This window comes from Stenotrophomonas sp. YJH_SMC_12-1, assembly GCF_059370935.1.
This window is the reverse complement of sequence record NZ_JCAFUD010000004.1, coordinates 63870-76557: the sequence shown is the minus strand read 5'-3', so window position 1 is coordinate 76557 and position 12688 is coordinate 63870. Positions and strand designations below refer to the sequence as shown.

Below are 12688 nucleotides of genomic sequence, written 5' to 3'. Positions count from 1 at the left end.
AGCCATTTGCCTGTATGGCTTTCCGGCAAAGCACTGGACAGTGCTATCTGGGGCATCGCCACACCGGGAGCCCGGAAGGTTCTCCCAGCCCCCCTCAATTCGACGGAAGAACATTCCGTTGATACAGCGCAGATTCTGCGCATTCTGGGATGGCTGTGCGTGCTGACGTTCTGGAAGCGCCGACGGCACCGGGCTATTGGCCGTCGGCAGCTCAGTCCTAGCCGTCGACGGCTGCTCAGCGGCCTCAATGGATCGCCGCACACCCTCAAAACGCTCACTCCAGGCACTGTTTGTGCGACCCAGCGTAAGCACGCCAATGGTTGTAAGACTCACCAGAGTCAAAAATCCGGTAATCAGCCACGGGAAATTCCAACGCTTCCGCTCAATCGGCGGAAGGTACTCAGGCCGTTCGCGCTCCATACGCCACCCCAATCACGTCCAGATTGCATTGTACTGGGGGTGTAGGGGCAGCGCCCCTACGGAAGCGCTTTACACGCGCTGACGCGGCTTCGGCCCACGACTCATGTAGACCACATTGGACGTCTCGGCGCCGGGGCCGGGATCACGCACGCCGGACCGTCGTTCTCGGCGAATTCTGAGCGCTTCGGCTAGGTAGATGACGCTGGATTTCGCCGTGGCCGAAGCTTTTCGTGCAGCTGGTCTCCGGGGAGCGGCCTCAGCCATCATCAGTCGCCATTCCCGCGCAATGTTGCAGGTCAGGGACCACCAGGTCATGTCGCATGGCTCTAGCTGATGACCTTCGGGGGTGAACATGTGCCCAGCTTGGAATCCGAAACCGGCCCAAGGGCCGGTTAGATCGATGCGATCATGGGGATCGATCTTGCTCATGCTGCAATCTCATCCTTGTCGGGGGAGCCAGCAGGGAGGCAAGAGCCAAGCCAGAGCCTCAGCCATTGCCATGCAGAGCCAACGAAGGCTGCGGCCGCCCGATACAGCATTTCGCATAATGTATATCGTGCAAGGCGTTACCAACTTGCGGCATGGCCTGCACGTCGCGGGGGAGGGTGAAGCCAACGGCAAGCAGCACCACCATTGCAGCTGTCGCCAACCTCTTGGCGAGCGCAGCCCACGCCTTGCCAGCTTTACCTTCCGCACGGATTGCTTTGATGGCCACAAGCCATTGCACAGGATCGTCTCCGGCCATGACGGCCATCTCTGCGATGTGCTCTTCATCGGGGTAGGCATCCCCATTGCGCCACTTCGACACCGCTTGCCGGTGCACACCAAATTGCGCCGCCAAGGCGCTATCTGACGCGATTCCTGCCCTCTGCCGAGCCTTGTCGATCAGGGTGCTAACGATGCTCATGTCCCGTACCTAGTTGACAGCGTGTCCCGTAATCAGGTTACATGCTCTCCGTCCCGTACACACGGGACACCCGCCAACGGCACCCCAAGGCTGCTGGCGGGTTCCCTTGGGGGGCTTGGGGTAGGGGACAGGGATGATCGATCCGCTCATTACCTTCGTGCTGCTGGCGGCCATCGTGGCCGTATCCATTGGCTGCGCAAAGCTCGTTTCGTGGCTACTCGACCGGCGTGATTACACCGCCTCGCAGCAGTCCCGCGAAGCCCAGGTCATCGAACTCGCAAAGGCTGAGATTGCCGCCACCAAGCGCGGCGATCTGCTGGGCGCTGCGCGCCTCGCCGAACAGCAGGAGTCGCTCTGTGGCCGGTGATCGCGCGGTGCTGGCCGGGTCGGGACTCCCCTCGTCTAACAGGGGAGTCAGTGAATTCAGGAACCCCGAGGGAACCCTGACGGTCGGCATTGACTGGTTCTCCGCTTCCATCGATCTGCGCGCAGCGCTGGATGAACTCGCGTTCCGTGATGGCGACAGCTTCGAAGAGGTCCGCCAGTGGATCGAGTTCTCGCCGGACAACGCCCGCATCGCGGCCCTGCAGGTGTTCTGCTGGTTCTTTGCCGGGCTTGGCCTTGAACTGGATGAAACCGTGGGCGGCGGTCGCTTCTACACATGGCGGATCAAGATCATCGACGCGGCCAAGAAGTTCGTAGGCATGATCGAACTGGGTGGCGAAGACTGCCGCCGCGCCGATGGCACGTATACCGCTCGCATCGAGCTAACCGGTGATGGATGCAAGGCGATAGGCGCAGCGCGCTGCGGCCATGCGCAGCGGTGGCTGGAGCTTCGAGCGAAGCTCGAAAGCTGCGCCGGAAGGATCACCCGTGTGGACGTGTGCGCCGATGACCTGGTGGGCGACTACCCGTTGCGGATGGCGCAGAAGTGGTACGCCGCTGGCGACTTCGACAACCGTGGTCAGCGCCCGAAGGCGCAACTGGTGGACGACTACGACAGCGGCGACGGCAAGACGTTCTATGTCGGCGGCAAGAAGTCGGAAAAGCAGCTTCGGGTCTACGAGAAGGGCAGGGAGCAGGGCGATAAGAGTTCGCCGTGGGTGCGCTATGAGGCGCAATTCCGCAATTCCAACCGCAAGGAACTGCCGCTCGACATTTTGCGTGACCCGGCTTCCTACCTGCTGGGCGCCTATCCGGTCCTGTCCTTTCTGCGCTGCGTCGCCACGCGCATCGAAATCACGAAAGCCGCTGTTGAAGCGACGTGGAAGAGCGTCCGACGCCACATCCGTCGCCAGTACGGTGCGGCCCTCAATTTCATCGCCAAGAACTGCCCTGACGATCAGGCGTTGCGGGCGGTAATCGAATCCTGCACTTCGCCATCGCTGCCGAAGTGGGTCACAGGTGACACAGCAGCGCACTGGCCCGAAATAGCGGCCGTACAGCCAACCCAAAAGGGGTAACGAAATGATCCAGAACGTCATCAAGGTCACCGTCCTGTCGTCCAGCGTCGATGAGCGCGGCGGCAGCTTCAAGAACGATGCGGGCGAGAGCGTGGAGTACACCACCCGCAAGCAGAAGGCCAAGCTTGAAACGGCGGGCTTTGCCTATCCGTTCGATGTGCGCCTGGACAAGGGTCAGCAGCCGTTCGCCGAGGGCGAATATGAGTTGGACGTTGCCGCCATGGCACAGGTCAACAAGGGCGTTCTGTCGCTGAGCAAGTTCACTGCGCTGCGTGCGATGCCCAAGGCCGCACCGCGTCCGGCAGGACAGGCCTAAGCCATGGGCCTCTGCGTTGCTTTCGGGGAGGACGGAACGCTGATCCCAACCGGTCAGCCCGTCGATCAGTGCGCGGGGTACGTGCTGATGAGCAGCGCAGAGGCCTCCACCGTGAGCCTGATTGCCGAGGCGTTCCAACCGCCCAGCAAGGAACAGTTGGCCGTGTGGGCGGTGTCGCCCATGGCCCTGATTCTCTTCTTCTTCGTCGTCGCCCGGATCGCCGGTTCCGTGGCGTCGTTCTTCAACACCCACCGGTAACCCATCCACTCATGAAAGGAGCATCACCATGGATTTCAGCGGAATTCTGGACGGCCTGTCCGTCGCCTCGGCCACCACTGCCATCGTCGCCGCGGCGGCGCTGATCGCGCTGGTCGGCTTCTCCAGCTGGGCAGCAAAGAAGGTGGCGGGCTTCTTCGGCCGTTAAGGCGAAGGGGCAGGGTGGGGCAGGGAAACCTGCCCCTTTCTATTGGGAGGGCGTATGGACTTTGAAAGCATCATGGCCTCATTGCAGCCCGCAACGGCCGCACTGGCCGTTCTGGGGGCCGCAGCGTTGTACGCGCAGATCAAGTTCTGCCTCTGGGCTGCGCCGAAGGTGGCGCGGTTCTTCATCGCACGGAGGCTCGGATGATCCTGTGCCTGTTTGCCGGGCTGCTGAGCGCGCTGTGTGGCATTGCGGCGGCGATTGGGCTGGATGCGCGATGAGGTGGACGTTGGCGTTGTGCCTGGCATCGTGTATCGGGGCCTCCGCGTCTGTCCATGCTGCTGGATGTTCGCCTAGCGCGGACGTTGGCTATACGGAGTGCGATGATCAGGGCGAAGCTTATGCAGCTGCGTGGGCTGCGGCTACGGAGCAGGCTGCCCGATCCAACGCTGCTGGTGGCTTTACTTGGAACCCCATGGTTGAGCAGGAAGGCGATGCCTACGTTGGCTTTGTTCGGCCTTCCTATGCATCCAGCGGGCGATATGCGTCAGTCAAACGCGGCTACAAGACCAAGTGCAGCGCACGCCCTGAAGAGTTCGGCTGGGCAGGCGGTGAAACATCGGCCTCGGTCAACGTGTGCGAACGAGGCTGCATGTACACCAGTTCGCTCGATCCGCAAGGCGCGGCAGGCTATTCCTACAGCCCTACGGGCGGAACCTGCACAACATCCGATGCTCCAGCGCCAACGCCTGCGGGAGACGGCACCGATCCGGGTGGCGGTGGGGGTGAAACCGGCGGCGGCGACGGTGGCGGCACCAATCCCGGTGGTGGCGATGGTGATGGCGGTGGCGGGACCAATCCGGGTGGCGGGGATGGCGGTGGCGGTACCGGTCCGGGGGATGGTGATGGCGGCGGTGAGGAAGGTGGTGGAGACGGCGGTGGCGGCACTGGACCCGGTCCCGGTCCGGGGGAAGGTGACGGCGATGGGGATGGCCCAGGTACGCCCGGAGAGGATGGCGGGCCGCTCTACGAGCACGACAAGAACCTGACCATTCCCAAGGTCTACGCCGAGTTTGAGCAGCGGGTGAAGAAGGCGCCGATCATCGACGCGACAAAGCGATTCTTTACGGTTTCCGTGGGCGGCAGCTGCCCGGTGTTCACCGTTCCAGCGTCGGCGTACTGGGAGGCCATGACGTTCGACCTTCACTGCAGCGGCGCCATCTTCGCGCTGTTGCAGCTGATCGGCTGGGTGCTGCTGGCGATGGCCGCATACAAGGCCGGGGAGATTGCACTCACATGATGCACCTTGCCGCTTTCGTGACCGCTCAAGCCGGGTGGCTGCAGGATCTCACTACGTGGTTCCGCAAGCAGATTGAACGGTTTTGGGATGCGATCGTTCAGTTCTTCAACGACCTGATCATCCTTGCCATCAAGGCCCTGCTTGAACTGGTGGTCATGGCGTTTGAGCGCCTGCCGGTGCCGGACTTCATGCAGCAGTACAGCATCGGAGGGCTGCTTGGAAACGCCGGTTCCACCGTGGGCTGGTTCGTCCAGACCTTCCGCATCGGCGAGTGCTTGGCCGTCATCGCACTGGGGATCGCGTTCAAGATCACCCGCAAAATTCTGACCTTGGGGAAATGGTGACATGCTCGTTTTCAACGAAGGCGTTCCGCGCGCAGGCAAGAGCTACGACGCGGTAAAGAACCACATTCTGCCGACGATCAAGAAGGGGCGGCGCGTGTTTGCTCGCCTCAACGGACTGAACCATGAGCGTATTGCCGAGTACCTGGGCATGCCTGTGGATGAGGTGCATCAGCTACTCACGCTGGTGGATACCAAGGACGTTGCCAGCACGTTCGCCTGCTACAAGGATGACACCACGGGCCAGTGGTGCATTCCGAACCAGTTCAAGGACTCGCTGTGCGTCATCGATGAGGTCCATGAGTTCTACGTGGCACAGCGCCAGCCATTGCCGGATGCCGTGGAGAACTTCTGGGCGCTACTCGGCCAGAATGGCGGCGACGCGGTGATCATGACGCAGTGGATCAACCGCGTGCATCAGGCGGTGCGCGCGCGCATCGAGCGCAAGAACGTTTTCCAGAAACTCACTGCGGTTGGCATGAAGAACCGCTATCGGGTGACGTTCTTCCACACCACTTCGCCGGGCAAATATGAGCGGGTAGGGGGCAAGACAGAGAAGTACGACCCGGAGATTTACCCGCTCTACCACGGCTACGCCGTGGGGTCAGAGAACACCGAGGTGTACGAGGAAGGCGGCACCAACATCTGGAAGGCGCTTGCGCTGAAAGGGTCGATTTTCGGCATCATCGGCATCGTGGGTGCGGCGGTCTTCATTGGCTTCTTCATGACCGGCGGCGGCTTGGTGCCGGAGGAAGAGAAGAATGAGGATCTGCCGGGCATGAACGCTGAGGCGTCCAGTACCGCCAACCCGGCCCCGCAGGTGCCCGGAGTGCCCGTCAAGAAGGTCGAGCCCGATCCGCTGGCGAAGCTCAGCCCTGAGCAACGCTACGTCGCCCAGCTGTCGAAGTCGAACCGCATCCGATTGGCGCTTACTGCGTCGTTTGGTGAGCGCCAGGTCGGCATGGTCGAGTGGGTAGACAGCAGCAACAACACCGCCGATCAGCTGAGCTTTGATGCCCTCATTGCGATGGGCTACCGCGTGCGGGTGTTCGCCTACGGGGCCAAGCTGACCGCCGAGGACTTCACCGTGATTGCCACCGCATGGCCGCGTCAGGCGCCGCAACGTGACGTGGATTCGCGCCTATATCGCCTTGACGACGCGAGCGCGGGCGCGGGCCTTGCGACCGCAGGGAGTGAGGCCGGCGCCGGCGTCCGCGTCAGTGGCGGTCAGGGCACGCCTACCGCGAACGGAAGCACGCTGGTGCGCGTCGGTGATCGCCCGATGGGGACATTCCCAGAGTCGAAGCCGTACCCGGCCAGCTTCTGACAGAGGCGCAGCGTCGGCCTATACTCGGGACATGAACCGGTATCTAGATCTTCACTACTGGGTTGCCCGATGGATGGATTGGGCCTTCTCGCGCCGCAAGGCGTGATGCGTCACGCAAATGGCTGAAATCAAGTAGGATTCCCCGGAATCTGGAGGGGGAATATGGATATTCGACTTGGGGTCATATGCCTGTTACTCGCATCGACCGGTGTCGCGTCGGCGCAGCAGATCCACTCTGCAAGGGGGCCAGCGCCAAAGCCAATCCCAGCTGCGCCAAGGGCTGCACACAACTCAATGGCGGCTGGCACTACGCCGTTCAACTGTGACCAGTACCGCTGGCCTAATCACCCGCACCCGGGAATGAAGCCGCTTTGTGACGGGCTGGAGGCCGATGTCCTTCAAGGCGAGTCCAGGCAGGCGGGACGCCCGAAGCCATCGACTGAGGTGGTTGCATTGCCTGCGATGGGTACGGATGCAGCCAAGCGCTCAGGAATGGCTTGCATTGGTGGTCAGGCGATGCGGAGGTTGCCGAACGGATGGGAACAGGTTATGTCGCGCTCAGGGGGCTGGCTGCGTTGCCGAGAGCGGTGAATCGGGGTGTAGGGGCGGCGCCCCTACGGAAACGCCTCACACGCGCTCGCGGCGTATCGGCCCCGGTACCGGCAGGACTGCCGCTGGCGGCTCGGCGTCGGCTCCAGCCATCGCCACCGCCGAACGCTTTTTGCGCTGGCTCACAACGTCCCGAAGATTGACGACAGTGGCAGGATGATGGCGAATGCCGGCGTCGCGATTGCGAACATTTTTGGAACTGTCGATCGACGGCGCCGAACGTGCAGCTTCCATCATCCGGCGCCATTCCTGCGCTTGGCAGGCGGTGAGCGACAGCCAGGCCAAATCTTCCGGGAGCAGTTCGCGGCCCTCAGGCGTGATCAATCGATCGCCGAGGAAAGCAAAACCGGCCCAAGGGCCGGTCAGGTCAATACGGTGGTGCGGGTCAAACTCAATCATGCCGCAATCTCGTCCTTGTCCGGGGACTTGGAAGGGAGGCAAGAGCCGAGCCAGAGGCCCAGCCATTGCCATGCGGAGCCAACAAAGGCCCAGATCCGGCGGATATGGAATTTCGCATAATGTATATTATGTTACAAAGAGGTCTGCCCAGCCGAACCCAACCAGTCCAGTCCTGGCCGCAAGCCGCTCCCCTTTAAGTAACCCCCCAACGCCCGCAGAACCAGGCTCCACGGCGCCAACTTCTCACCCAGCATGCAGGCCCGCCGGTGTAGGTTCGACACACCACTTAAGGACGGGTTTGGCGATGCGTCTGGCTGATTTTATCGAACGGAATGCGCGGGAAATCCTGGAAGACGCGGTGGCATTCGCCAAGACGCAGGCACCCGATACTGTCGAGTTCAGCGCAAAGCAACTTCGGAATCATCTTCCCCAGATTCTTCAGGCAGTTGTAGACGATCTCAGATCGCCGCAGGCAGCCTCCCAGCAGCTCGCAAAGTCCCACGGGCTTGCACCGTTGAAACCCGGCCCCGAGTCCGCCGCGTCCTATCATGGCCGAACCCGCGCCATCGCCGGCTTTGGTCTCAACCAGATGGTGGCTGAGTATCGAGCACTCCGGGCTTCGGTACTTCGGCGATGGGCATCCGACCAGCAGCTGATCGCTTCATCGATCGATGACATCCTTCGTTTCAATAGCGCTCGGGCATGATCTCCGAGGTCCTTTGGCAGCGGTCATGTTCTCGGCGGACGCTCTGGCCAGTGGGCTGCAGGATCCGGCATTGTCCAGGCAGGCCGAGCGGATCATCAATGGCAGCATGCGCATGAACAAGCTGCTCGACGACCTGCTGGCTTACAGCCGCAGCAAGCTGGGCGATGGCATGGCCATTCATCCGGTGGACTGCGATCTTGCCCAATCGCTTGGCGAGGAAGTCGAATTGCTTCGCGCTGCCCTGCCCCACGTCCCTATCACGTATGAGGTTGAAGGCGATGCCCGCGGTTGCTTCGATGCCTCTTCGTTGCGCGAGGCGGCTCACAACCTCACGACCAACGCTGCAAAGTACGGCGAACACGGCACCGATGTGCGGATCAGCCTTGAGGGCCTCGTCGACCAGATCATGATCACGGTGAGCAACACCGGCGCCGAACTATCGGACGAAGCGTTCAACAGTCTGTTCGATCCCTTGCGCAGAGGCTCGCACAACGCGTCACAAGGCGAGCACGCGAGCTTGGGCCTCGGCCTGTTCCTGGTGCGGGAAATCTGCCACGCGCACCGCGGCACTGTCCATGGACGATGGCGGGATGGTCGCACTTCATTCGTCATCACGCTCCCAAAGAACGCTGATTGAGGCGACCGGCCCGGCGACGGCACTACAGGAACCTGTGCATCACGAAGACATCAACCAACCCCAACTGGCCGTGCCGGAACGCCTTCGGTAACGTCCCGACCACATCGAACCCCAGCTTCCGGTACAGCGCCACCGCCGGGCCGTTGGTACTGACTACGTAATTGAACTGCATGGCCAGAAATCCTTCCGCCCTCGCCCGCTCCAGGCTGTGTTCCACCAGGGCCCGGCCCACACCTTGCCCTTGTGCCGGCGCATCCACCACATACGTGGCGCTGGCCACATGCGCCCCAGGGTCAGGGAAATTCGGGCCCATCTTGTACATGCCCACAACCCGGCCCTCCAGCACAGCTACATGAGGTGCCTGGGCCTGGAACCAATGCGTACGAAACGTCTCGACAGCGAAAGAGCCAGCAAAGGGCAGCGCATCCTGCGCCGCAATGGCCGTCTTGAACATGCCCCACATCGCGTCGAAATCGCCTGCACGGGCGGGCCGGATCTCCATGCGTCTCCTGCAGATCTGTGGTCGTGACCAGGCCGGACACTACCAGAATCCAGCGCCTGCCCCGTAGCTGCTTCACGCGCCACCGCCATCGGCTCCGCAATAGTTGTGGAAATTCCGGCCCTCAGAGCAGTAGATGTCTCCTGTTTCCGTGCACATCCCGCACCGGCTTCGACGGTGGCGCGTTCCCGCCTACGTCCTGCTGGGCATCTACCTGCTGTACCTGCTGGCCGGCAACATCTTCCTCAATACGCCACTGTTCGATCAGGTCACCAACCGCAAGCCGCACAAGTTCGTGATGACCACCGGCCCGGCCATCACGCTGCTGCCCGGCCATGTCATCGCCTGGAACGTGCACATGCGCGGCCACGTGAACCACACGGTCTACGTGCTGCATGCCGAGCGCGCCAGCGCCCGGTTGGCGGTGCTGCCCCTGTTCCAGCGCGAGGTGCGAGTTCCGCGCTTGCAGGCGACGGGGGTTTCCGCCGAGATCAGCCGCGTCGAAGAAGCCATCCCGCCACCGCCGCGCAGCGACCGCGGCTGGACGCTCCGTTTCGACGCCATCCACAGCGACAGCATCCGCAGCGCACGCTTCGGCAAGCTGCTGATCATCGGCAAGGGCCAAGGTACTGTGGGGTTCCTGAAGCAGCTGCGTGGCGGCCCATCCGAACTGTTCGATTCCGAGGTCTCGTTCAGCAAGGCAGACACCAGCTATGACGGCGTGCAGCTGTTGGGCGACATGGATCTCACCGCGCGCTTCAGCTATCCGCGCCATTATCGGGACCAGGCGCCCGGCCTGGCCAAGTTGAAGCTGCTGCATGCCCAGCTCGAGGTGGATGCCCGCAGCCAGGGCCTGCGCATGGACACCGATGCCACAACGCCGAAGATCTCCAGCGCGCCCGTGCCCGGGCGCCTGCAGCTGGCGCTCCACCTGATCGACAGCCAGCTGCAGCCCGGTGACCACGCGCTGTGGCAGGTGCCGCTCCATCTGGGCGATGGCGCCCCCGATCGCGGCATGCTGGCACTACAGCTCAATGTGGCCAAGGACCTGCGCCTGCAGGCCCGCCTGCCGCCAAAGCGCGGTTCAGGCAGCGAGGTGGATGCCGATCTGCATGTCAGTGGCCGGGACATTCCCTTCCAGCAGCCCGTACAGCTGCTGGAACGCAGCTCTGGCACAGTACGCGGCGAATGGACGTTCACCTCGCTCAACTGGATCCCTGCCCTGTTCGTCCGCAAGCCGTGGCTGCAGCTGGACGGCGGCGGCACGCTGAAAGCGGATCTGCGCCTGCGCAATGGCGAACTGATCGAAGGCAGCACCGTGGACATTCCGGCTGCCGAGGCCGTAGCCGAAGTCGCCGGCGTACGCCTGGCGGGCACGGCCAGCGCCCATGGCGAGTTGAAGACCGGCAGCCCCAGCCAGGCCCAGCTGTCCGTCCGGCTGCCGCGATTCACTGCGCGGCCGACCGATGCCAGGGGCGTGCGCCTGTTCGACGGCCGGGATCTGGCCCTGGACCTGACCGGCGATGGCCGCCTGCAGGAACTGCGCAAAGGCGTCCGCGCGCAGCTGCGCTTCAGTGAAGCCACCATCCCTGATCTGACCGCCTACAACCGCTACCTCGGCTCACCGCAGGTGCGGCTGCTCCGTGGCACTGGCACCGTGAGCGGTGATGCAACCCTCGATACCGACGGGCGCGTCGGCCATGGCACGGCCCGGCTGTTGGGGCGCAACGCCAGTGCAAAGGTGGCAGGGTTGGACATGGGCGGCGATATCGACGTGAACGCAACGCTGCGCCGCGGTGACTTCAACCAGCGTCATTTCGATCTGTCCGGCACCACGGTCGAGCTGCGCAACGTGCAGGTGGCGGACACGCAGGGCTCGACGGCATGGAAAGGCCGCGTCGCCTTCAAGCGTGGCCGTATCGATGCGCAGTCTCCCTTCCAGGTGGATGCCACCACGGACCTGGATCTCAGCGATGCGCGACCGTTGCTGGCGCTGTTCGCAGAGCGCACCGACTATCCGCGCTGGACCTTGTCCCTGCTGGATTCCGGACAGGTACAGGCACAGGCGACGCTGCGCTGGCGCCCTGGCCATCTGGTCATCGATGGCCTGCAGGCCGAGAACGATCGGCTGTCGGTACGCGCGCGGCTGGATCTGCTGGAACAGCGCAAACGCGGTGATCTCTATCTCCGGTGGGGGCTGCTGGGTGCGGGCATCGAGCTGGACGGCGATCAGCGCCAATGGCATCTGGCCAAGGCGCGCGAGTGGTTTGATCAACGGCCTTCCCTGCTGCCAGCAAGCCAGGGATCGGCTGCCGCCGGATCTTCAGACTGAAGGCCCGCGACCTGCATCCATTCGCGGCCTCTGCGCGTATACGCGATCATGCGCATCAGGGAGCTGGACGATATGAAGCGGAGTTCGCAGGTTTTCGGGCTGCTGGGATGGGTGGCGATCACCTTCGTCGCAGCCGCCCTGGGCGCGTGGGCGTCCACATCCGCGGCCAGCTTCTACGCCACCCTCGATCTTCCCCCGTGGGCACCACCAGCCGGTGTCTTTGGTCCGGTGTGGACCTTGCTCTACGCCATGATGGCGATTGCCGCGTGGCTGGTGTGGCGCGAACGCGGCTGGCGCGGGGCACGACCGGCGCTGATGCTCTATCTGGTGCAGCTTGCCGTCAATGCGCTGTGGAGCTGGCTGTTCTTCGGCTGGAAGCTGGGCGCCCTGGCCTTCGTTGACATTCTTGTATTGATTGCGCTGGTTTGCGCAGCGATCGTCGCGTTTGCGCGCATCCGTCCGATTGCGGCGGCGCTGCTGCTTCCCTATCTGGCCTGGATCTCGTTCGCCTCGGCGCTCAACTTCGCGGTATGGCGAGCCAACCCCGGGCTGCTGTGATCTCCGCCGCTTACGCCTGGGCAACGGCCTGCGGGCGCCAGGTCCGCAGCAGGGCCGGCTTGAACGCCTGCTGCCCGCAGCCGGTAGGGCATCGCACCACCCGCGCCGCAGTATGGCTGACCAGGCCCTGCCCTTCTTCGGCCTTGAAGATCGTCTCGCAGGACAGGCAGCGGGCAACCAGCGAATACAGGTGCAGCAGCCGGCCACTGGCCGGGTCCTGCAGCGCATCCACATCCAGCAGTTCAAACTGGCAGCTGTCAGCCAGCATGCGGTACGGGGACAGGGGCGCGGGCTGCAGGTTCACGGGGCGGTCGCTCGGGGAAGTGGATCCACTCTAGGCAATGACCTGTCGAGCTGATGTGCAGCGGAGATGTATTCTTCGCGAAAACCGCAAGTGCTCGACCTCGTCCCCACATGAAGAATTCAGCTTGGACAGAAGCACGCTTCACACGC

General features: G+C 63.2%; 17 protein-coding genes. 12 read left to right on the top strand and 5 right to left on the bottom strand.

Translation table 11 applies throughout. The features are described 5' to 3' along the window. Positions 1-489: 489 nt before the first annotated feature. Both AC5P8Y_RS08690 and AC5P8Y_RS08685 read right to left on the bottom strand, forming a co-directional pair. A complete protein-coding gene (locus tag AC5P8Y_RS08690; RefSeq protein WP_032966757.1) occupies positions 490-849 on the bottom strand; it encodes a DUF3653 domain-containing protein in 360 nt (119 codons plus the stop codon). 58 nt (positions 850-907) lie between these two features. Further along, a complete protein-coding gene (locus AC5P8Y_RS08685) occupies positions 908-1327 on the bottom strand; it encodes a DUF3693 domain-containing protein (RefSeq protein WP_495201915.1) in 420 nt (139 codons plus the stop codon). A 133-nt stretch (positions 1328-1460) separates the two neighbouring features. Between AC5P8Y_RS08685 and AC5P8Y_RS08680 the strand changes: the two genes are divergently transcribed. The 8 genes from AC5P8Y_RS08680 to AC5P8Y_RS08645 all read left to right on the top strand — a co-directional run bounded on the left by AC5P8Y_RS08680 (position 1461) and on the right by AC5P8Y_RS08645 (position 6495). Then, positions 1461-1694, top strand: a complete 234-nt coding sequence (locus tag AC5P8Y_RS08680; RefSeq protein WP_495201914.1) for a hypothetical protein — start codon at positions 1461-1463, stop codon at positions 1692-1694. After that, positions 1684-2790: a replication initiation factor domain-containing protein gene (locus AC5P8Y_RS08675; RefSeq protein ID WP_495201913.1), complete on the top strand. Its 1107-nt coding sequence runs from the start codon at positions 1684-1686 to the stop codon at positions 2788-2790. The genes AC5P8Y_RS08680 and AC5P8Y_RS08675 overlap by 11 nt, the downstream gene beginning before the upstream one ends. 4 nt (positions 2791-2794) lie before the next feature. Then, entirely contained in the window at positions 2795-3106 is a 312-nt protein-coding gene (locus tag AC5P8Y_RS08670) for a single-stranded DNA-binding protein (protein WP_135273611.1), read from the top strand. 3 nt (positions 3107-3109) lie between these two features. Next, entirely contained in the window at positions 3110-3364 is a 255-nt protein-coding gene (locus tag AC5P8Y_RS08665) for a hypothetical protein (RefSeq protein ID WP_197631976.1), read from the top strand. A gap of 28 nt (positions 3365-3392) precedes the next feature. Then, positions 3393-3530 (top strand): capsid protein, encoded by a 138-nt coding sequence (locus AC5P8Y_RS08660; RefSeq protein ID WP_197631977.1) that lies wholly within the window; start codon positions 3393-3395, stop codon positions 3528-3530. A 472-nt stretch (positions 3531-4002) separates the two neighbouring features. Next, the gene (locus AC5P8Y_RS08655; protein WP_495201912.1) at positions 4003-4827 is read left to right on the top strand and encodes a hypothetical protein; all 825 of its coding nucleotides are present in this window, start codon (positions 4003-4005) and stop codon (positions 4825-4827) included. Beyond that, positions 4824-5171: a phage coat protein gene (locus AC5P8Y_RS08650; protein WP_495201911.1), complete on the top strand. Its 348-nt coding sequence runs from the start codon at positions 4824-4826 to the stop codon at positions 5169-5171. Before AC5P8Y_RS08655 ends, AC5P8Y_RS08650 begins: the two co-directional genes overlap by 4 nt. Before the next feature lies 1 nt (position 5172). Continuing rightward, entirely contained in the window at positions 5173-6495 is a 1323-nt protein-coding gene (locus AC5P8Y_RS08645) for a zonular occludens toxin family protein (protein WP_495201910.1), read from the top strand. 627 nt (positions 6496-7122) lie between these two features. On the opposite strand, the gene AC5P8Y_RS08640 is transcribed toward AC5P8Y_RS08645, so the two are convergent. Then, positions 7123-7503, bottom strand: a complete 381-nt coding sequence (locus AC5P8Y_RS08640; RefSeq protein WP_336339916.1) for a DUF3653 domain-containing protein — start codon at positions 7501-7503, stop codon at positions 7123-7125. Positions 7504-7807: 304 nt separating this feature from the next. On the opposite strand from AC5P8Y_RS08640, the gene AC5P8Y_RS08635 reads away from it, so the two are divergent. Next, positions 7808-8209 carry an RsbRD N-terminal domain-containing protein gene (locus AC5P8Y_RS08635; RefSeq protein ID WP_258391700.1) on the top strand — a complete coding sequence of 134 codons (402 nt, stop codon included), beginning with the start codon at positions 7808-7810 and terminating at the stop codon, positions 8207-8209. Between the two features lie 25 nt (positions 8210-8234). Then, complete coding sequence (locus AC5P8Y_RS08630) at positions 8235-8846, top strand: sensor histidine kinase (protein WP_258391698.1); 612 nt, start codon at positions 8235-8237, stop codon at positions 8844-8846. Between the two features lie 22 nt (positions 8847-8868). Here the strand turns inward: AC5P8Y_RS08630 and AC5P8Y_RS08625 are convergent, their stop codons facing one another. Beyond that, positions 8869-9348 carry a GNAT family N-acetyltransferase gene (locus AC5P8Y_RS08625; RefSeq protein ID WP_495201909.1) on the bottom strand — a complete coding sequence of 160 codons (480 nt, stop codon included), beginning with the start codon at positions 9346-9348 and terminating at the stop codon, positions 8869-8871. A gap of 133 nt (positions 9349-9481) precedes the next feature. Between AC5P8Y_RS08625 and AC5P8Y_RS08620 the strand changes: the two genes are divergently transcribed. Together AC5P8Y_RS08620 and AC5P8Y_RS08615 are read left to right on the top strand one after the other, a co-directional pair. Then, positions 9482-11677 carry an AsmA family protein gene (locus AC5P8Y_RS08620; protein ID WP_495201908.1) on the top strand — a complete coding sequence of 732 codons (2196 nt, stop codon included), beginning with the start codon at positions 9482-9484 and terminating at the stop codon, positions 11675-11677. Positions 11678-11749: 72 nt separating this feature from the next. Beyond that, positions 11750-12235 carry a TspO/MBR family protein gene (locus AC5P8Y_RS08615; protein WP_111108604.1) on the top strand — a complete coding sequence of 162 codons (486 nt, stop codon included), beginning with the start codon at positions 11750-11752 and terminating at the stop codon, positions 12233-12235. A 10-nt stretch (positions 12236-12245) separates the two neighbouring features. Here the strand turns inward: AC5P8Y_RS08615 and AC5P8Y_RS08610 are convergent, their stop codons facing one another. Further along, complete coding sequence (locus AC5P8Y_RS08610; RefSeq protein WP_033835164.1) at positions 12246-12539, bottom strand: hypothetical protein; 294 nt, start codon at positions 12537-12539, stop codon at positions 12246-12248. Positions 12540-12688 lie beyond the last annotated feature (149 nt).